The sequence below is a fragment of the Enterobacter sp. WP_7_1 genome, from assembly GCF_003688535.1.
Classification (GTDB): Bacteria; Pseudomonadota; Gammaproteobacteria; order Enterobacterales; family Enterobacteriaceae; genus Enterobacter; species Enterobacter asburiae.
Genome location: NZ_REFK01000005.1, coordinates 172,229 through 192,602, shown reverse-complemented (window position 1 = coordinate 192,602; position 20,374 = coordinate 172,229). Strand labels below are relative to the sequence as shown.

Here is a 20,374-nt window from a genome sequence, read left to right as displayed (position 1 = left end):
TGTCTCAGGCATCTCTCCCGGCTGATTTTTACAATGCCTGCCATTCGCAGGTAAAAATCAGCTCAGGAGCAAACCATGCTGGCCTTCCTCAACCAGGTGCGCAAGCCGACCCTGGATCTGCCGCTCGACGTGCGGCGCAAGATGTGGTTCAAACCGTTCATGCAGTCCTATCTGGTGGTCTTCATCGGCTACCTGACCATGTACCTGATCCGCAAAAACTTTAACATCGCGCAGAACGACATGATCTCAACCTACGGGCTGAGCATGACGCAGCTGGGGATGATTGGCCTGGGCTTCTCCATCACCTACGGCGTGGGTAAAACCGTCGTTTCCTACTACGCGGACGGCAAAAACACCAAGCAGTTCCTGCCGTTTATGCTGATCCTCTCCGCCATCTGTATGCTCGGCTTCAGCGCCAGCATGGGCGCGGGCTCCGTCAGCCTGTTCATGATGATCGCCTTCTACGCCCTGAGCGGCTTCTTCCAGAGTACCGGCGGGTCGTGCAGCTACTCCACCATCACCAAATGGACCCCGCGCCGCAAGCGTGGTTCCTACCTCGGCATGTGGAACATCTCCCACAACCTCGGCGGTGCCGGTGCGGCTGGCGTGGCGCTGTTCGGCGCAAATTACCTGTTCGACGGCCACGTGATCGGCATGTTTATCTTCCCGTCGATTATCGCCCTGATCGTCGGCTTTATTGGCCTGCGCTACGGCAGCGACTCCCCGGAATCTTACGGCCTCGGCAAAGCCGAAGAGCTGTTCGGGGAGGAGATCAGCGAAGAGGATAAAGAGACCGAAGAAAACGAGATGACCAAATGGCAGATCTTTGTTGAGTACGTGCTGAAAAACAAGGTGATCTGGCTGCTGTGCTTCTCAAACATCTTCCTCTACGTGGTGCGTATCGGTATCGACCAGTGGTCGACCGTGTATGCCTTCCAGGAGCTGAAGCTCTCTAAAGAAGTGGCGATTCAGGGCTTCACCCTGTTCGAAGTGGGCGCGCTGGTCGGCACGCTGCTGTGGGGCTGGCTCTCCGACCTCGCCAACGGCCGTCGTGCGCTGGTGGCCTGCGTCGCGCTGGCGCTGATTATCGCCACGCTCGGCGTCTATCAGCACGCCAGCAACCAGTACGTTTACCTGGCGTCCCTGTTCGCGCTCGGCTTCCTGGTGTTTGGTCCGCAGCTGCTGATCGGCGTGGCGGCAGTCGGTTTCGTCCCGAAAAAAGCGATCGGCGCCGCCGATGGGATTAAAGGCACCTTCGCGTACCTGATCGGCGACAGCTTCGCCAAGCTGGGTCTGGGGATGATCGCCGACGGCACGCCGATTTTCGGCCTCACCGGCTGGGCGGGCACCTTCGCGGCGCTGGATGCGGCAGCGATTGGCTGTATCGTCCTGATGGCGATGGTCGCGGTGCTGGAAGAACGTAAGATTCGCCGTGAAAATCGTGCGCAGAAATTAAAAACAGCCTGAGTGTGCAGGTAACTTCTTTGCCCGGTGTGTGATGCCGGGCTTTTTTATATTGACCCCGACGGCGTTAACTCCTCCTCTCCTAATTCTTCAACATCTTTTCCGTTCACTATTATGGTGCCGCCCGCTGTCGAGGCGCTGCGTTTCCCGCTATGATGAGCGGCTATTCATAGGAGAACGCATGGTCTGGATAATGCTGGCAACGCTTGCCGTGGTGTTTGTGGTGGGATTTCGCGTCCTGACCTCAGATTCCCGCCGCGCCATCAAACGTTTAAGCGAGCGTCTGGGGATCACCCCGATGCCGGTTGAGTCGATGATCGACCAGTTTGGTAAAACGTCGGGCAATGAGTTTATCCGCTACCTTGAGCGGCCGGACGAGGCGCATTTGCAAAATGCGGCGCAGGTGCTGCTCATCTGGCAGGTCTGCATTGTCGACGGCAGCGAAGAGAACCTGCATACATGGCACCGTATGCTGCGTAAAGCCCGCCTTGCCGCACCGATTACCGATGCGCAAATTCGTCTGGCGCTTGGCTTTATGCGCGAGATGGAGCCCGATCCGCAGGAGCTAAACGCCTTCCAGCTACGCTATAACCAGCTCTTCCTGCCGGAAGAGGGCGTGTTTTACCTGCATTAAGCCGTTTTTCCGCACAGGATATTTTGAGCGTTAAGAATCTCTTCTCTGTTTTCATTGAGGCGGATGGCGGCATAGATATCTATGTTTAACCTTTTTGCCTCCGCGTCCGTGAGTTCACGGTAGCAAAGACCTTCCTGATTAAAGGTGCATTTCGACTGAGGCAGCAGCGCAAATCCTTTCCCTCTTGCGATACGGCTTAGCATCACAAGGGTATCATCCGGCTCTTTTATCCGCTTCAGCGGCGTTTTCAGCGTCTCAAAGTAGCTTTCGCATTTGTCGTAAAATGACGGGTTGGCGCTTCTGGAAAACCAGAAAATGGGAAGATCGCTAATGTCCTCCAGCGCGACTTTCTCTTTCAGGCTGGCAGGATGTAAAGAGGGCATTGCGATGAGCAACGGTTCCTGGCAGACCCAGCGGTATTGAACAATGTCTTCATGACCCGTTCCTTTTTCACCGGTCAGCACCAGATCCAGCATATTTTTAGACAGGCTTTGCAGCAGTTGGGCTGATGTCAGGTCCGGCGTTTCGACATCATCTTCCGCGTTCATTTTTTGAAGCTGGGTGTTCACGGGTTCTATGTATTCAAAATTAAGCGTCCGCGTGAGTCCGATACGCAGGTTCGTTTCAGAAGAGTGCGGGTCTTCTTTTAAGTTGCTGATGTCTTTTAGTATTTTTTCAGCCTGAACAACCAGCGCACGGCCTGCGTCAGTGAGGCTAACGTCATGCGTGCTGCGGCTGAACAACTGACGTTTCAGAACCGCTTCAAGGCATTTTATCTGACGCGTCAATGGCGGTTGAGTCATGCGTAGACGTTCGGCAGCCTTACGGAAGTTCAGTTCATGAGCGACAGCGAGAAAGCATTGTAATTGTTTGATACTGGGTAGGTTATTGCTGATTAAATGTTCTGCTGTGGCCATACGTCAGTCCTGAATGCGAAAAGGTATTTAGTCTTTTTTTCGATTTTGATATTACACGCTAACGCTATGAAGAAAAACCTAATTTAATAGTAATACAAAAAGTATATTACAAATTTAATAATTCCACTTATGTGCTGAGTTGATAAATTCATTTCTGTTTTTTTATTATTTTTATTAAAAGGATATCTCTGTTCTAAAGTATTCCGAAGAAACTATGTACGATTCTCAGAAATATCATCGTTGGCCCGAAGATATAGATTATCCCGTTTGCGGGTAACAACATTCAACATTTATCCAATTCGTAAAAAATCTACTGATTATTATATTGAGGTGGCGATTATGGCTGTAGAACGTTTTCCGCAAAAAATGACCTTAAAGTCATGGCTTGCTTTATTTATTCTGGCTATTTCAACGTTTACGATTGTTACCACTGAACTGGCGCCAGTAGGTTTATTAACGCCCATTGCTGATGGGCTACAGTCATCGGAGTCCGCGGTGGGCATGACCGTGTCTCTTTATGCCTGGGTGGGGGCGTTAAGTGCGCTGTTTGCTTCAGTTTTTTTAGGGAATGTGTCCAGGAAGCGGCTTTTACTCGTGCTCACCATGGTGCTTCTGATCTCCAATGTCATGGCCGCAACGGTAACGAGCTACAGCATGCTGCTTAGCGCTCGCGTACTGGGTGCACTTGCGCATGGAGCATTCTGGGCGATGATCGGCACGACGGCGGTAGCCATCGTACCTGTCAGATATATTGGGGCGGCGACGTCAATCGTATTTGGAGGCGTTTCCGCAGCAAGCGTTTTTGGCGTGCCGGTATCTAACTATATTGGTATTCACTTCGGCTGGCGGCAGGCATTTTGGATGATGGCCGCGCTGAGCGTAATTGCCTTTGCGGGCATTAGCGTTCTTATTCCCCACATTACCAGTAAAAGTGCGCTTGGACTGGATGCCTTAAAGAGTGTGTTGAAATCGTCTACCTTATGGAAAATATATTTAGCAACCATGCTGGCTGTGACGGCCCATTTTGCCGCCTTTACCTATATTGAACCCTGGCTGCATATGCAGAGTTTACTGCCAAACGCCTTTATTCCTGCTGTGCTTTTTGTTTACGGTATTTCGGGTCTGGCCGGTAATCTCCTGACCGGCGTGTTGATTGATAAGTATCTTAAGTTGATGGTCTCTATATCTGTGCTATTGATATGTGCCGTGCTGTTCATCCTGGGCCTGTCAGCATCATCGCTCTCTGCTGGGCTGATATTCACCGGCATGATTATCTGGGGTGTGGCCGTGTCAGGAATATTTGTCGGCTTCCAGACGTGGATTTTACGTATGGCAGAGGATAAAACCTTCCCGGCCTCTGCAATCTACGTGTCATTTTTCAATACTGCCATTGGTGTCGGCGCGTCAGCCGGTGCCTGGATAGTTTCATCATTTTCACTGCCGCTCCTGTATATCGTCGCCGCCACGGCCATCGGCCTTTCCGTTCTGCTTGTCGTGTTTATCCCTGCCACGTTGACCGCAAAACAATCCCGGATGGAGAAATCGTATGAGTCCAGTTAACGTCCGCATATAGCATGGATGAAAAATAATCATTGCCGACAACGAATAAAAAAACCGGGGAAGCCCGGTTTTTTTATTTTCACGATGAGGTATCAGGCATTCACGCCCTTCATACCCTCGGCAGAATAGCGATCGCCTTTAATCTCTATCCGGCGATGCAGGTTGTTCAATAATTCAATGTCACTCTTCTCAAGCATAATGTCGGCAGCGCGCGCGTTCTCGGCCAGATAGCAGGTGTGCTTAGTGCCCGGGATGGGAACCAGCCGATCGTATTGCGCTAACAGCCAGGCAAGGGCAATCTGACCTGCGGTACAGCCGTATTTCGCCGCCAGCGGGTGGATGACATCGAGCAGCTGGCGATTATGATCGAGGCTGGACTGCATAAAGCGCTCGTTATTTTTACGGAAATCACCCTCTGAAAATTCGCTATTGTTCAGGTATTTTCCCGTCAGGAAGCCTCTGCCAAGAGGCGAGTAGGGCACCAGACCAATGCCTAACTCTTTCACGACCGGCAGAATGCTTTCCTCGATATCGCGTGTCCACAATGAATATTCCGTTTGCAGCGCGGTGACCGGATGTACCGCATGGGCCCGTTGCAGCGTTGACGCCGACACTTCGCAAAGGCCGATGTGGTTAATCTTGCCCTCTTTAACCAGGGCGCGCAGACAATCCATACTCTCTTCGATCGGGGTGGCGTTACTCAGTCTGTGTAGATAAAAGAGGTCGATTCGCTCCACGCCAAGCCGTTTGAGGGACTCATTACAGCAGCGGATGATATAGTCAGGCGTATTGTTGATGGTGCGGGCGTAAGACTCGTCAGGAGAGCGATCGATGCCGCATTTCGTGGCTATTTTGAACTGCTCGCGAGTGCTTTTATCCAGCCCGGCAAGAAAATGACCGATTAGTCTTTCATTATGACCACGCCCATATAAATTTGCGGTATCAATAAACGTCACGTTCAGATCGATGAGGCTGTGCAATACCTGCAGCGAAGCGTTGTCATCAGTCTGGCCATAAAATTCACTCAGGCCCATGGCTCCATAGCCGACGGCACTGACGGTAAGATTTTGAGATAAAATACGTGTTTTCATAGGTTCTCCTTTTCAGACGCTATGATTGTTTCACCTCAAATGTGGATACTGAATTTTCATTTTCGTTATGCTGAAAAGGTATCAGTCGACGACGCTCTCCCTCCAGGCTCATTAAAAACGACAAAAGTTGTCAAATCGTTAAATCCGTCACACTTTTGATGATAAACTGCGCGACTTTTCCGCACGTTTTTATCTTCAGGTGACGCCATGACAGAACATATCCAGCCCACGACCAGACCGCAGACCAACGAGGTTTCTCGCCCCAACTGGTCGGCCGTTTTCGCCGTGGCGTTCTGCGTCGCCTGCCTGATTACCGTTGAGTTTCTGCCGGTGAGCCTGCTGACGCCGATGGCGCAGGATCTGGGCATTTCCGAGGGCGTGGCGGGGCAGTCCGTTACCGTGACCGCGTTTGTGGCGATGTTCGCCAGCCTGTTTATCACCCAGGTGATTGGCACCATCGACCGCCGCAAGGTGGTCATCCTGTTCAGCGTGCTGCTGACGCTCTCCTGCCTGCTGGTCTCCTTCGCGGAAAGCTTCACCCTGCTGCTGCTCGGTCGCGCCTGTCTTGGGCTGGGGCTCGGCGGCTTCTGGGCGATGTCGGCCTCGCTCACCATGCGACTGGTGCCCGCGCGGACGGTGCCAAAAGCGCTTTCCGTTATCTTCGGAGCGGTCTCTATCGCGCTGGTGATTGCCGCGCCGCTCGGCAGCTTCCTCGGTGGAATTATCGGCTGGCGTAACGTCTTCAACGCCGCGGCGGTGATGGGCCTGCTCTGCATCATTTGGGTGTGGAAAGCGCTACCGTCGCTACCGGGCGAAGCGGCGCACCACAAACAGAACATGTTCGCGCTGCTGAAGCGCCCCGGCGTGCTGGCGGGGATGACCGCCATCTTTATGTCCTTTGCCGGGCAGTTTGCCTTCTTTACCTACATCCGCCCGGTGTTTATGACCATGGCGGGATTTGACGTGGACGGCCTGACGCTGGTGCTGCTGAGCTTCGGTATCGCCAGCTTTGTCGGCACCTCGCTGTCGTCCCAGTTCCTGAAACGCTCCCTGAAGATGGCGCTGGCGGGTGCGCCGCTGGTGCTGGCGGCGAGCGCGGCGGTGCTGGTGCTGTGGGGCAGCGATAAGTGGGTGGCGTCTGCCATCGCGATTATCTGGGGCTTTGCCTTTGCGCTGGTGCCGGTGGGCTGGTCGACGTGGATCACCCGCTCGCTTGCCGATCAGGCGGAAAAAGCCGGGTCGATTCAGGTGGCGGTGATCCAGCTGGCGAATACCTGCGGTGCGGCCATTGGCGGCGTGGCGCTCGACCATCTGGGGCTGACGTCACCGCTGGTGATTTCCGGTACGCTGATGCTGCTGACGGCGCTGCTGGTGGCGGGGAAGGTGAAGGCGAAGTAGTGTTTTTCTCCCTCTCCCGTGGGAGAGGGTTGGGGTGAGGGCATCAGGCTACGCCGATGTCTGAACCCGTCTTCTCGAATCCATTGAAATCAACACCACCGACGACACAATCAGCAGCGTCCCCAGCCAATCCGGCAGGGTGAACGCCACGCCCAGCAAAATCACCGACAGCAGCGCGCTGCTCAGCGGCTCGGCGCAGCTCAGAATGCTCGCCTTCGGCCCGCCGATCATCTGCGCGCCTTTCAGATACAGGCTGAACGTTAGCGCCGTACCAATCACCACCAGGTAGAAAAACGCCAGCAGCAGGCTGCCGTCGATCACGAACGTGGTTCCGCGTCCGGCGTAGAACGGCGTCAGCATTAACCCGGCAATCAACATGCTCCAGCCAACAATCGGCAGCGTGCCGTAGCGGGCGATCAGCGTTGACGGGTACGTCGTGTAAAACGCGGCGGCAAACGCCGAGGCGATGCCGAAGAACAGCGCGGCGGGCGAGATAGAGAGCGAGGTCGGGTCGCCGTGGGTGACCAGCAGAAAGGTACCGACAAGCGACGTCATGATGGCCGACAGCACAAACACGCCGGGACGCTTTTTCCGTGCCAGCGCGAACCAGGCCACGATAATGGTTGGTGACAGAAACTGCAGCACGGTAGCGGTGGCTGCGTTGGATTTTTCAATCGTCAGCAGGAAGGTGAGCTGCACGGTGAGCGCGCCGACCAGCGAGAAAATCAGCAGGCTGAGGGCGTCTTTGCGATGTTTGATCACCGAGAAAATCTTGTCGCCGTGAACGAAGGAGAGCGTCAGCAGGATCACGCCGGTAAACAGCAGGCGAACCATGGTCAGGTAAGGCGAAGAAATGTGGCTTTTCTCCATGATGTACTGCGCGCAAACCCCCGAGCTGCCCCATAAAACGGCGGCGATCAGGACGTTCAGCATCCCTTTGCGTGTGGAACCCATGTTCTCCCCTGCGATGTTGTCGTTAATTCGGTCAACAGCATAGCATGGTTGTGTGCGGCCTGATGCCCTCACCCCGGCCCTCTCCCACGGGGAGAGGGAGCAAAACTAAAAACGGCAACTCTCGTTGCCGTTTTGCTTTTACCTTGCTTAGAACCACGCCTCCCACATCGCGCCGACGTTGAAGTCGTCGAGGGTTTCGTCTTTGGTGTTGTTCACGCGCGCGGTGCGTTCGTTATCCACCTTGCCGCCGGTCACGTAGAAGCGCAGCATCGGGCGGAACTCCGGCCCCATGGCGATAGACATGTTCTGCGACAGGGTCAGCTTCCAGCCCTTGTTGTCGCCGCCGTTGTCATAATCCACGTGCTGCCAGCCCGCTTCCAGCCAGGTGGAGTGAACGTCGTTCCACCAGTGCATCGGGCGCACGATGGCGTTGTAGTTCTTACGGTTGTCGGTCTTATCGCGGCTGTTGTCGTAGTCGTGGAAGGCGAGGATGTACTCCACCTGCGTCGCCTGGGTGAATTTGTACAGCCCTTCGAAGCTGGCGTAGACCGTGGTCAGATCCTCGGTTTTGTTGAACACGCTGTTGTCCGCGTTATCGGAGTAGCGGGCAATCACCTTATTCACGCCGCTGTCGTTGGTGTGGCTCAGCACCACGCCACCCTGCCAGGCGTTCAGACGCTCGTCGCTCTCCACCGCCTTGGAGTCAAAGCCGTAGTTGGCGTACAGCTCCATGTCGATCGGGCCGAGCTTCATGCCGTGGATTTTTGAGGTCGCGGCGTAGTTGCCTTTGTCGCCCGTGCCGGAACCGCCGGTACAGGTGATGCGCGACGGGTTGGCTTCATCTTCCATCACTTCCGGGCTACAGGATTCCACCGCCGCCACGGCGGCCACGTCGAACTGCACGCCGCCGATGTCGAAGTTCTTCACCCCGGCACCCTGGCCGTCGTGGTTCATCCAGAAGTAGTCGTTGATGCCCTGCTGCGGACGCTGGTGGAAGTCACGGCCGGCCCAGAAATAGGCGTTCGGGTTGGAGGCCATAATGTTGGTCACCCCCGCGTAGGCTTTTTTCAGGTTAACTTCGTCGCCCCAGTGGTCGATCATCACGTTAACGTCCCAGATGGCGCCGTTTTCACCCTTGAAGGCCTTGGAGAGCTGGAATTCCCCGCCGTTGCCTTCGTTGCCCAGACGACCGATGGCGGACGCGCCGTTATAGGAGCCGTCCACCGCCACGTATTTCTGATCGGCGGCCTGGAAGTGCGCGCCGTAGCGGGCGTAGCCGGTAAATTTAATCCCGAACGGGATCGCCATATCGGGGGACTGCGCCGCGCTTTGCGGCTCGGTTACCACGTCCGCTTTTTTCGCGACCGCCGCATCCATTTTGGCCTGGCGTTCGGCCAGGGCTTTATCCACCGCTTTCGCCACAATGGCGTCGATTTGCTCCTGGGTGAATTCCTGCGCGAGCACGGAAATTGGGCAAAGCGCGGCGATAACCGCCATGGTTAATGGAAGTTTTTTAATCGTATTCATGGTTATCTCAATATAGTTTAATTTTATTCAGACAATAACCATCCCGCTCCGATCTGACAGAGTATGCCGCTATCATCAGAACAAGTGGATCTCTATTTAGGGTACAGAGGTATTACAGTAATTGTTTCGCCATAGATTATCTCTGGTATAAATGAATAATTTCTTCGGATAATTCACGCGCTAATAGAGAGTTCATTAAATGATCCTGCGCGTGCACCATAATTAACGTCATCGGCTGGCGGCCTTCGCCCGCATCCTGCTCGATCAGTTTGGTCTGCATCTTGTGCGCCTGGCGCGCGTAGCCGTCGGCTTCGCGCAGCAGGCTTTTGGCCTCGTCAATGTTGCCCTGGCGCGCCGCGTGCAGCGCTTCAAAGCACAGGCTGCGGGACTGTCCGGCATTGACGATAATTTCCATTACGGCTTCTTCTAGTGCGATCATCATCATTACTCTTTTTCAAAGCTATTATTTAACGCGGTGGCGGCAAACCACTCTCCGCTTTTCTTAATGGTGCGTTTTTGCGTCTCTAAATCGAGCTGGATAAATCCGTAGCGATTTTTATACGCGTTGCACCACGACCAGTTATCAATAAACGTCCACATATGGTAGCCAAGACAATTGCACCCTTCGCTAATACCCTTATGCAGCCAGGCTAAATGTTCGGAAATAAACTCGATGCGGTACCGATCGTTAATCTGGCCGTTTTCAATAAAGCGCTGCTCGTTTTCGACGCCCATGCCGTTTTCAGAAATAAAGCAGCGAGGGTTGCCGTAATTGTCGCGCAGGTTGACCAGAATATCGTAAATACCCGGCTCGTAGATTTCCCAGCCGCGGTACGGGTTCATCTTGCGGCCCGGCATCTCGTAGCTATCAAAGAACCACTCCGGCATAAACGGCGCCTGCGGGTTCACCGCGCTGTCGCGACACTTCACGCGACGCGGCTGATAGTAGTTCACGCCGAGCAGGTCGATTTTCCCTTCCGCAATCAGGAAACCGTCTTCCGGTTTACAGGCGGGTAATTGATCGCAGGATTTCAGCAGCGCGACCAGGTCCGCCGGGTATTCGCCGCGCAGGACCGGGTCGAGGAAGCTGCGGTTAAACATCAGGTCCGCGATGTGCGCCGCCTTCACGTCCGCCGGGTTCTGCGAGCGCGGGTACGACGGCGTCAGGTTCAGCACGATGCCAATCTCCCCGGCGTAATGCCCGGCGCGGTAGGCCTGCACCGCCTTCGCGTGGGCCAGCACGGTGTGATACGCCACGGTGGCCGCCCGACGAAAATCCACCACGTTGGGGTAGTGGAAGTCGTACAGATAACCGCCTTCCACCGGCACGATCGGCTCGTTGAAGGTAAACCAGTGCAGCACGCGATCGCCAAACAGCTCGAAGCAGATCTGCGCATAGCGGGCGTAGGCGTCCACCACGTCGCGGTTTTCCCAGCCGCCGATTTCCTGCATCGTCATCGGCATGTCGAAGTGGAACAGGGTAATAAAAGGCGTGATGCCCTGTTCATTCAGCTCATCAATGACCTGATTGTAAAAATCGACCGCCTCCGGGTTCACTTCACCGATACCGTCGGGGATCAGGCGCGCCCAGCTAATCGAGGTGCGAAAGCTGTTGTGGTTCAGCTGCTTTAACAGCTGAATATCCGTTTTCCAGTGCTGATAAAACGTGGAGGTCTGCTGCGGCCCCACGCCGTTGTGAAAACGGTTCGGCTCGCGGGCAAACCAGTAATCCCACGTGGTTTCCCCCTCTCTTGCCCCTTCCGTCTGGAGGGCGGAGCTCGCGCTGCCCCACCAGAAGTTATCGGGAAATGCGTATTTCATGACTCTTCCTCTTTGACTTAATTGCTGGCGGTCTCGGCGGCGCCGACGGTTGCCTGGGCTTTCTGCTCTTCATTTTTGATGAGCGTACGCTCATAGGCGCGCAGGAAGGGCAGATACATCAGCGCGGACATCACCATACAGACCAGGCACATCACCACCGGGCTGAGCGCCCAGTTTGCCGCCCACGAGGCGCCAATCGGTGCAGGGGTGGTCCACGGGGTTAACGAGACGACCTGTGCCAGCCAGCCGAGCTTCGTTGCACCGTACGCCAGGCAGGCGTTGACCAGCGGAACGAACACGAACGGGATAAACAGCATCGGGTTCATGATGATCGGCGCGCCGAACAGAATCGGTTCGTTGATGTTAAAGAAGCTTGGCACCACGCCCATTTTGCCGATGGTGCGCAGGTGGGTAACGCGGCTGCGCAGCAGCAGGAACGCCAGCGGCAGCGTGGAGCCTACGCCGCCAATCAGCAGGTAGTGATCCCAGAAGCCCTGCAGGTAAACGTGCGGCAGCGCCGCACCGGCCGCCAACGCCGCCTGGTTTGCGGAGAGGTTCGCCATCCAGAACGGGTTCATGATGCCGGTGACGATCAGCGAGCCGTGAATACCGGCGAACCAGAAGATCTGGCACAGCAGCACGGAGAGCAGAATGGCGGGCAGGGAGTCAGACGCGGACACCAGCGGCTCCAGCAGGTGCATGATCGCCTGCGGGATAATCATCCCGGTCTGCGCTTCGATGAACAGGTTCAGCGGGTGCAGCGTGCCGATCACCACCATCACCGGGATCAGGATCTCAAACGAGCGCGCCACGCCGGTCGGCACTTCCTTCGGCAGGCGAATGGTCACGTTGTTCTGCTTCAGCCACGCGTAGACGCGGGTGGCGTAAATGGCGGTGATCAGCGCGGTGAAGATGCCCTGACCGGAGAGATACTGGGTCGAGATCTTGCCGTCGGCATAGGGCGCGGCGACCAGCAGGAAGGCCATAAAGGCCAGCAGGCCGGACATCACCGGGTCGAGGTTAAACTGACGCCCCAGGCTTGCCCCAATTCCCACCGAGATGAAGAAGGTCATCACGCCCATGCTGAGGTTAAACGGCAGCATCAGCTGCTCGCGGTAGGTCTGGGAGAAATCCAGCCAGCCGCGGGCGAAGCTGTTGGTGGTATCCGCCGAGAACGGCGGGAAGATGAACACCAGCATAAACGAGCCGATGATCATAAACGGCAGCGCGGCGGTAAAGCCGTCACGAATGGCAATCACATACTTTTGCTGGCCCAGCTTTGCGGCCAGCGGGGTAATTGACTGCTCAATCACCGCGACCATGGATTGATATAACGAACTCATGTGAACACCTTTTAGTGTGCCGCTTCGATAAGCGACAGAGCATAGTCCAGTACCTTATCGCCACGCTGCATGCCGTAGTCCATCATGTCGATGGGCTGTACCGGAATGCCTTGCGTCGCCGCCTTGTCTGAGAGCGTCTTTAACATGTATTTCACTTGCGGTCCGAGAAGGACAACCTGGTATTGCGGAAACTGCGTATCAAATTCGGAAACACCGTACGCATCAATCTTCACCGGCAAACCACGTTCTTTCGCGACATCGACCATTTTGCTGACCAGCAGGCTGGTGGACATCCCGGCAGAGCAGCACAGCATAATCTTGAACATCGACAACCATCCTCTAAATGTAAAAAGTTATTGCGAGGATGATTGGACATGATACGGAAACCGGTTTCCATTCATAAAAGACAGAAGTGTGATACCCATCAAGATCCCTTACTTATGAGGCTAATTAACCGGATGTGCATCACATAATTTGGCTGTTTTGACATCATTTTGAGTGGAAACGGAAAATCGGTTTCCATGGAAAACGGAAACGGATATACTCCGTTCTGGCTATAATGTGAGCCGAAGCGGTCATGGAATTTGCAGGCGCGAGGTAAGCCTGTCAGGGGAAAGAGATGTCGACAATCAATGATGTATCACGTCTTGCCGGGGTATCTAAAGCCACGGTATCGCGAGTGTTGAGCGGGTCGCGTGGCGTAAAGGAAGCCAGCCGTCAGGCCGTACTGAAAGCGGTGGATGAGCTGAACTACCGGCCTAACGTGATTGCCCAGTCGCTGCTGAGCCAGTCGACGGGCTGTATTGGGGTGATTTGCGCGCAGGAAAACATTAACCAGACCACCGGTTATCTCTACGCGCTGGAAAAACAGCTCAGCCAGCATCAAAAACACCTCCTGCTGCGCTTCGCGCACAGCAAAGCGGAAGTGATGCACGCCCTTGAAGAACTCTCCTGCGGCCTGTGTGACGACATCCTGGTGATTGGCGCGCGTTTCCCGCTGGATGTGGATATGGACAACGTCATTCTGGTGGACTGCATGGAGTCTGATAACTCCAACAGCATCCAGTTCGATCACGCCTTTGCCGCCGAAACCGCCTGTAACTACCTCACCAGCCAGGGGCGTCGCCAGATTGCGCTGATCCACCCCCACGGCAGCGGTTTTGCCGACCAGGTGCTGCTCGGCTACAAGCACGCGCTGGAGAAAAATTTCCTGCCCTTTAATCGCAGCCTGGTCTTTATGGACGCGACTTCTTCGTCCGTTGCGCTGCAGGAGCTGCTTAACAACGCCAGCACCCTGAACTTCAACGCGCTGCTGGTGGCGGACGAGCAGGAAGCCCAGCGGGTGATCCCGCAGCTGCAGGCGTTTAATAAATCGGTGCCGGACGACATTATGGTCTTTAGCCTGGCCGGATCGCTGCACCTGCCGGGTATTCCGGTGATCCCGGCGATTGAATATTCCATGGACGCGATGGCGGCGCGCATTGTGAGCTGGCTGACGGAGAAAACGCAGATGCTCGGGTCCTATGTTCTGCGCGGGGATTTAATTATTCCGGATATGCGTAAGCGCTAAAAATGTTTCCAGGCCGGGTAAGCGTAGCGCCACCCGGCGTGAACTCAATAATCTTCCATACAATCCACCTGACCAATCGCCCCCCAGTAGGCATCCAGGTTGTCGCGCTTAACGGCGGTGATGGCATTTTTGATCAGCAGCTGATTGGCCTCGGACGACAAAATCATCTCCTGCCAGGCCTTATCGCTCTGCTTTTTCTGTGGCGTACAGGTTTTCTTAATATCTTTAAGGACCTGCTGCTTTATTTGCGCCTCTTTCGCGGGGTCATCCTTTTCCTGAGCATGGACAAACGCGGCGAAGAGCAGACAAACCAGCAGGCAGACCAGGTGCGCAGCTTTCATCAACAACCCCCTTTAGAAGTCACATGCTTCCCATGAAATATATCGTTACATTCAGTGTAGCGACGCCAGCCGAAAGTATGAATTTTCTCTTCACCGCCTGTCATGTACTTCTCGGCAAGCGCTACTGAATACCGCCCCCCAGCGACTGCCACAGCGTGATGCGGTTTTCGAGGTCGGTTTGCTGCAGCGCAATCAGCGATTCCTGTGCCGACCACAGCGACCGCTGCGCGGTCAGTACCGTCAGATAATCTCCCGCGCCCGCCTTATAGCTGCGCGTTGCCACATCCAGCGTTTTTTGCTCCGCCGCGACGTATTCGCGCTGGGCGTCGAGCTGCTCGCTCAGGGTTTCACGCCGCGCCAGCGCGTCGGCCACGTCCTTAAATGCGCTCTGGATGGCTTTCTCATAGGTGGCGATCAGCCCCTTCTTCTCCGCTTCCGCGTAGCGCAGCTGTGCCAGATTGTTCCCGCCGCTGAACAGCGGCAGGGTGATGGACGGCGCGAACGACCAGACCTTCATCCCGTGGCTGAACAGGGAGGAGAGCGAGTCGCTGCCGACGCCCGCGCTGGCGGTCAGCGAAATGGTCGGGAAGAAGTTGGCGCGCGCCGCGCCGATGTTGGCGTTGGCGCTCAGCAGGTTATGTTCCGCCTCCTGAATGTCCGGGCGGCGCAGCAGCGCGCTGGAGCTGACGCCCGCCGGGATCAGCGTGATGGCGTTGTCGCTCAGGCTCTCCAGCGTGCCGGGCAGCAGGTTCTCCGGCACCGTATCGCCCGCCAGCAGATTGAGGGCATTTTTGTCCTGCATCACCAGAGTCCGATAGCTCGCCACGCTGGCGCGCGCCTGCTGATACACCGCGATTGCCGAGCTGACGTCAGTGGCGGCCGCCACGCCAACGTCCTGCTGGCGCTTCACAATCTTCAGCGAATTCGCCGCGCTCTCCATCGTGGATTCCGCCAGCGCCAGGTTGCTGTTATCCGCCGCCAGCGTCACCCAGGCCGTGGTCAGCTCGCTGACCATCGTCAGGCGCGTGTTCTGCGCGGTGAACTCGCTGGCAAGCCAGGTTTCACGCGCGGCGCGGGAGAGGCTCTGGTTGCGGCCAAACAGATCCAGCTCGAAGCTGGAGACCGCGCCGTTGGCTTCGTCGCTGGTGGTCACGCCGCTCGCCAGCGTGCGGCTGCGGGTGTGGCTCAGCTCGGCGTCCACCGTCGGAAACAGGGACGAGCGCGTTTCACCGTACTGGGCGCGGGCGGCATCGATATCCGCAATCGCTTTTTGCACGTCGCGGTTGCTGTTCAGCGCCATCGTCACCACGCTTTTCAGCCGCGCGTCGTTCATCACCTGCTGCCACTGGCTCACCACGGCGGTGGCTTCGCCGTGCGCGCCGGGTAAGGTTGCCGGGACGGGGGCGTCCGGGCGTTGATACGTTGGATCTAACGACACACAGCCTGCGCTCAGCAGGGCTAACGCTAAAATAGATACACGAAACATTATGACCTCCGGTTCGCGTGTTTACCGGAGAACAGACGTTTCACCAGTACAAAGAATAAGGGAACGAAGAAGATCGCCAGCAGCGTCGCGGCCAGCGTCCCACCGATAATGCCGGTACCAATCGCCACGCGGCTGTTGGCGCCTGCCCCGGTTGCCACGGCCAGCGGCATCACCCCTGCGATAAACGCCAGCGAGGTCATGATGATCGGACGCAGGCGCGTCTGGGCGGCACGCAGGGCGGCGCGCGTCAGGGAGTACCCTTCCGCGACTTTGGCTTCGGCAAACTCGACAATGAGGATCGCGTTCTTCGACGACAGGCCAATGGTGGTGAGCAGCGCTACCTGGAAATAGACGTCGTTGTTCAGGCCGCGCAGGGAGGCGGCGACGGCCGCGCCCAGCACGCCAAGCGGGATCACCAGGATGACCGAAATCGGCACCGACCAGCTCTCGTACAGCGCCGCCAGGCACAGGAACACGACGAGGATGGAGAGGGCATACAGGCTCATCGCCTGACCGCTCGCCAGTTTTTCCTGCAACGACAAACCGCTCCACGCCCAGGTGCTGCCGGACGGCAGGCTGTTTGCCAGCTGCTCCATTTTGCTCATCGCCGTGCCGGAGCTGGCGCCGCTGGCGTTTTCGCCCTGTATCTCATACGCCGCCGAGCCGTTGTAGCGCACCAGGCTTTCCGGGCCATACTCCCAGCGGGTGGTGGCGAAGGCGGAGAACGGGGTCATGGTGCTGTCGCTGCCGCGCACGAACCATTTGTTGAGATCCGACGGCACGGCGCGATAGTCGCTGTCGCCCTGGATGTAGACCTTTTTCACGCGGCCGCGGTCGATAAAATCGTTCACGTAGGTCCCGCCCCAGGCGCTGGAGAGGGTGTCGGTAACGTCGCTCAGGGACAGCCCCAGAGACACGGCCTTGTTGTTGTCAATATCCACCTGAAGCTGCGGCATCTGCGGCAGATCGTTGGCGCGCACGGCGTGCAGCGAGCTGTCCTGGTTGGCTTCGCCAATCAGCTGGTTACGCAGCTTCAGCAGCGCGTCGCGGTCGGTGCTGCCGCTGGCCATCAGCTCAAAGGTAAAGCCGTTGCTCTGGCCCAGGCCGTCCACCGCAGGCGGCGTCATGGCAAAGATGGTTGCATCGCGGATGGCGCTCAACTCCTGCGTGGCGCGCAGGGCGATGGCCTGCGCGGTGTTTGCATCGCCTTTACGTTCGGACCAGTTTTTCAGGGAGACAAACGCCATCCCGGCGTTCTGGCCGCTGCCGCTGAAGCTGAAGCCCTCAATGGTGAAGATCACGTTGGTGTTGGCTTTCTCTTTCGTGAGGAACCATTCGCGCACCTGGCGGCTGACTTCGGCGGTACGCACCGTCGTCGCGCCTGCTGGCAGGGTGTACTGCACCATGATTTCACCCTGGTCTTCCGTTGGCAGGAAGCTGCCCGGCAGCTTAAGCATGGCGAAGCCCATCGCGCCGCAGAGCAGGGCGTAGATGACCAGCATGCCGCCGGAACGGCGCAGAGCGCGCAGCACCTTGTTCTGATAGCCGCGCTCGGTCCTGCTGTAGAAGCGGTTAAACGCGCCGAAGAAGCCCTTTTTGTGCGGTGCCGTGTGGCTTAGGATCGCGCCGCAAAGCGCCGGCGTCAGGGTCAACGCCACCACCACGGAGAGGAACATCGCCGAAATAATGGTGACCGAGAACTGACGGTAAATCACCCCGGTGGAGCCGCCGAAGAAGGCCATCGGCAGGAATACCGCAGAGAGCACCAGCGCAATGGCGACCAGCGCGCCGGAGATTTCGCCCATTGATTTTTCAGTGGCTTCCCGGGCGGGCAGCCCCTCGTCGCGCATAATACGCTCGACGTTTTCCACCACCACGATGGCGTCATCCACCAGGAGCCCGATCGCCAGCACCATCGCAAACAGCGTCAGGGTATTGATGGAGTAGCCGAACAGCGCCAGCACGCCGAAGGTGCCCAGCAGAACGACAGGCACCGCCAGCGCCGGGATCAGCGTCGCGCGGATGTTTTGCAGGAACAGGTACATCACCACCACCACGAGGATAATGGCTTCGAACAGGGTCTGAATCACGTCCTCAACGGAGATCTTGATGAACTCGGTGCTGTCTTTCGGGTAGGCCACGTCGTAGCCTTCCGGCATCGACTTTTTGAACTCGGCGATCTTGTCTTTTACCGCCGTGGCGGTGTTGAGCGCGTTCGCGCCCGGTGAAAGCATCACCGCCATACCCGCCGCCGGGTGGCCGTTCAGCTTCGCGGTGGCGGTATAGTCTTCGCTGCCCATCTCCACGCGGGCAACGTCGCTGATGCGCACGATAGCGCCGCTGGACTGGCTCTTCACGATAATGTTTTTGAACTGATCGACCGTTTGCAGGCGCGACTGAGCTCGGACGGTGGCGGTCAGCTGCTGGGCGTTCGACGAAGGCAGCGCGCCGATTTTACCGGCGGAAACCTGCACGTTCTGCGCTTCAATCGCGCTCTGCACGTCGGACGGCATCAGCGAGTAGGACGCCAGCTTCGCCGGGTCGAGCCAGATGCGCATCGCGTATTCTGCCCCGAACACCTGCAGGCTGCCGACGCCCTCCACGCGCGCCAGCGGGTCCTGCATATTGCTCACCAGCCAGTCAGCGATGTCCGAGCTGCTGGCGGTATCGGTTTTATCGTACACGCCCATGATCAGCAGGAAGTTGCTCTGCGATTTCTCGACGGTAATACCGGACTGCTGCACCTCGGTCGGCAGGCGCGATTCCGCCTGCTGAACCTTGTTCTGCACCTGTACCTGGGCGGTGTCGGGGTCGGTTCCCTGCTCGAAGGTGACGGTAATGCTCACCGACCCGTCCGAGCTGCTGGTGGAGGTGAAGTAGAGCAGGTTATCCAGCCCGGTGAGCTGCTGCTCGATCACCTGCGTCACGCTGTTTTCCAGCGTCTGCGCGGAGGCGCCGGTGTAGGTGGCGGAGATCTTGATCGACGGCGGGGCGACGTCCGGGTACTGCGCCACCGGCAGCGTGCGGATCGCCAGCATCCCGGCGAGCATGATGAGAATGGCGATAACCCAGGCAAAGACCGGGCGACGCACGAAGAAGCGGGAAAACATCAGGCGTTTCCTCCGCTGGTTTTCATCTCTTCGGCCTTCACTTCCTGCCCGGCGGTCACTTTGTCGGTGCCTTCAACAATCAGCTTATCGCCCGCCTTGAGGCCGCTCAGCACCAGCCATTTGTCGCCGTAGGTGTCGCCCGTTTCCAGCTGACGCTGCTCAACTTTGCTGCTGGCATTCACCACCAGCGCGGTGGCGGTGCCTTTGGCATCGCGGGTGATGCCCTGCTGCGGCGCGAGGATCGCGTCGTTCATGATGCCTTCATCCACCCTGGCGCGAACGAACATCCCCGGCAGGAGCTGATGCTGCGGGTTCGGGAAGACGGCGCGCAGCGTGACTGAGCCGGTTGATTCATCCACCGCCACTTCGGTTAAGGCCAGGCGGCCTTTCTCGCTGTAGGTGCTGCCGTCTTCGAGGATTAACGACACGCTTAGCGTATCGCTATTGGTGGCAAGGGTTTGCCTGCGTAAACGCAGCAGATCGGCGCTGGAACGCGTGAGATCGACGTACATGCTGTCCAGGCCGCGAACGGTGGCAAGCGCGGTATCCTGCTGGGCGGTCACCAGCGCGCCGGGCGTGACGGAGGAGATGCCGATGCGTCCAGCAATCGGCGCGGTCACGGTGGTCCAGTTAAGGTTAATGCGCGCGCTCTCCTGCGCGGCCTTCTTTGACTCAACGCTGGCCTTGTCCTGCGAGCAGGTGGACTTCGCGTCCTCTGCGTCCTGACGCGACACGCCGTCGTCTTTCACCAGCTGCGCATAGCGTTGGGCCTTCTGGCAGTCGGCCTGCACCAGCGCCTGCACCTGCTTCAGCGCCGCGGCGGCTTCATCAAACGCCGCGCGGTAGCTGGAAGGGTCAATTTGATACAGCGCCTGTCCGGCCTTGACCGTATCGCCTTCGGTGAACAGGCGCTTCTGGATAATGCCGCCCACCTGCGGGCGCACTTCGGCGCTCATGGCGGCGGTGGTGCGGCCGGTCAGCTCGCTGACGACGGAAACAGGCTGGCTCATGAGCGTGACAATCCCCACTTCCGGAAGAGGACGCTGGGGAGCAGATGTTTGCGCATTATCGCACCCGGTCAGGAGAAATAATGCCGCGATGGAGGTTGTTATGGTTTTCATAATCTTTTTCCAGGGTGAACGAAGCCTGCCCCGTTAA

The 20,374-nt window shown here is 57.2% G+C and carries 17 protein-coding genes; 5 read left to right on the top strand and 12 right to left on the bottom strand.

The features are described 5' to 3' along the window. Positions 1–75 precede the first annotated feature (75 nt). Together uhpT and BJ885_RS19545 are read left to right on the top strand one after the other, a co-directional pair. Positions 76–1,467, top strand: coding sequence for a hexose-6-phosphate:phosphate antiporter (gene uhpT / locus BJ885_RS19550; protein ID WP_121932565.1), 1,392 nt, complete (start codon positions 76–78; stop codon positions 1,465–1,467). Between the two features lie 178 nt (positions 1,468–1,645). Next, positions 1,646–2,098 (top strand): DUF1198 domain-containing protein, encoded by a 453-nt coding sequence (locus BJ885_RS19545; protein ID WP_047646739.1) that lies wholly within the window; start codon positions 1,646–1,648, stop codon positions 2,096–2,098. Here the strand turns inward: BJ885_RS19545 and BJ885_RS19540 are convergent. After that, on the bottom strand, positions 2,095–3,015 hold the full coding sequence (locus BJ885_RS19540) for a LysR family transcriptional regulator (RefSeq protein ID WP_121932566.1): 921 nt from the start codon (positions 3,013–3,015) through the stop codon (positions 2,095–2,097). The genes BJ885_RS19545 and BJ885_RS19540 overlap by 4 nt on opposite strands. 339 nt (positions 3,016–3,354) lie before the next feature. Here BJ885_RS19540 and BJ885_RS19535 point away from each other — a divergent pair, with 339 nt between their 5' ends. After that, positions 3,355–4,575 (top strand): MFS transporter, encoded by a 1,221-nt coding sequence (locus BJ885_RS19535; protein WP_121932567.1) that lies wholly within the window; start codon positions 3,355–3,357, stop codon positions 4,573–4,575. Between the two features lie 92 nt (positions 4,576–4,667). On the opposite strand, the gene BJ885_RS19530 is transcribed toward BJ885_RS19535, so the two are convergent. After that, complete coding sequence (locus BJ885_RS19530; protein ID WP_121932568.1) at positions 4,668–5,666, bottom strand: aldo/keto reductase; 999 nt, start codon at positions 5,664–5,666, stop codon at positions 4,668–4,670. A 207-nt stretch (positions 5,667–5,873) separates the two neighbouring features. Here BJ885_RS19530 and nepI point away from each other — a divergent pair, with 207 nt between their 5' ends. Continuing rightward, entirely contained in the window at positions 5,874–7,064 is a 1,191-nt protein-coding gene (nepI, locus tag BJ885_RS19525) for a purine ribonucleoside efflux pump NepI (RefSeq protein WP_121932569.1), read from the top strand. Between the two features lie 48 nt (positions 7,065–7,112). On the opposite strand, the gene BJ885_RS19520 is transcribed toward nepI, so the two are convergent. The 6 genes from BJ885_RS19520 to BJ885_RS19495 all read right to left on the bottom strand — a co-directional run bounded on the left by BJ885_RS19520 (position 7,113) and on the right by BJ885_RS19495 (position 13,035). After that, positions 7,113–8,018: a DMT family transporter gene (locus tag BJ885_RS19520; RefSeq protein WP_029741863.1), complete on the bottom strand. Its 906-nt coding sequence runs from the start codon at positions 8,016–8,018 to the stop codon at positions 7,113–7,115. Between the two features lie 147 nt (positions 8,019–8,165). Beyond that, positions 8,166–9,545 carry a carbohydrate porin gene (locus BJ885_RS19515; RefSeq protein ID WP_033144328.1) on the bottom strand — a complete coding sequence of 460 codons (1,380 nt, stop codon included), beginning with the start codon at positions 9,543–9,545 and terminating at the stop codon, positions 8,166–8,168. Between the two features lie 136 nt (positions 9,546–9,681). Continuing rightward, on the bottom strand, positions 9,682–9,984 hold the full coding sequence (locus BJ885_RS19510) for a PTS lactose/cellobiose transporter subunit IIA (RefSeq protein WP_029741865.1): 303 nt from the start codon (positions 9,982–9,984) through the stop codon (positions 9,682–9,684). Positions 9,985–9,989: 5 nt separating this feature from the next. Next, positions 9,990–11,366 (bottom strand): glycoside hydrolase family 1 protein, encoded by a 1,377-nt coding sequence (locus BJ885_RS19505; protein ID WP_121932570.1) that lies wholly within the window; start codon positions 11,364–11,366, stop codon positions 9,990–9,992. Between the two features lie 17 nt (positions 11,367–11,383). Further along, positions 11,384–12,709 (bottom strand): PTS sugar transporter subunit IIC, encoded by a 1,326-nt coding sequence (locus tag BJ885_RS19500; protein ID WP_039260375.1) that lies wholly within the window; start codon positions 12,707–12,709, stop codon positions 11,384–11,386. An 11-nt stretch (positions 12,710–12,720) separates the two neighbouring features. After that, positions 12,721–13,035: a PTS sugar transporter subunit IIB gene (locus tag BJ885_RS19495; RefSeq protein WP_010426508.1), complete on the bottom strand. Its 315-nt coding sequence runs from the start codon at positions 13,033–13,035 to the stop codon at positions 12,721–12,723. Positions 13,036–13,328: 293 nt separating this feature from the next. Between BJ885_RS19495 and BJ885_RS19490 the strand changes: the two genes are divergently transcribed. Continuing rightward, positions 13,329–14,279 (top strand): LacI family DNA-binding transcriptional regulator, encoded by a 951-nt coding sequence (locus BJ885_RS19490; protein ID WP_047646737.1) that lies wholly within the window; start codon positions 13,329–13,331, stop codon positions 14,277–14,279. Between the two features lie 44 nt (positions 14,280–14,323). On the opposite strand, the gene BJ885_RS19485 is transcribed toward BJ885_RS19490, so the two are convergent. The 4 genes from BJ885_RS19485 to BJ885_RS19470 all read right to left on the bottom strand — a co-directional run bounded on the left by BJ885_RS19485 (position 14,324) and on the right by BJ885_RS19470 (position 20,337). Then, positions 14,324–14,620, bottom strand: coding sequence for a YicS family protein (locus BJ885_RS19485; RefSeq protein ID WP_023309843.1), 297 nt, complete (start codon positions 14,618–14,620; stop codon positions 14,324–14,326). A 121-nt stretch (positions 14,621–14,741) separates the two neighbouring features. Next, positions 14,742–16,106 carry an efflux transporter outer membrane subunit gene (locus BJ885_RS19480; protein ID WP_121932571.1) on the bottom strand — a complete coding sequence of 455 codons (1,365 nt, stop codon included), beginning with the start codon at positions 16,104–16,106 and terminating at the stop codon, positions 14,742–14,744. Continuing rightward, positions 16,106–19,216 (bottom strand): efflux RND transporter permease subunit, encoded by a 3,111-nt coding sequence (locus BJ885_RS19475; RefSeq protein ID WP_121932572.1) that lies wholly within the window; start codon positions 19,214–19,216, stop codon positions 16,106–16,108. The genes BJ885_RS19480 and BJ885_RS19475 overlap by 1 nt, the downstream gene beginning before the upstream one ends. After that, entirely contained in the window at positions 19,216–20,337 is a 1,122-nt protein-coding gene (locus tag BJ885_RS19470; protein ID WP_121932573.1) for an efflux RND transporter periplasmic adaptor subunit, read from the bottom strand. The genes BJ885_RS19475 and BJ885_RS19470 overlap by 1 nt, the downstream gene beginning before the upstream one ends. Positions 20,338–20,374: the final 37 nt, after the last annotated feature.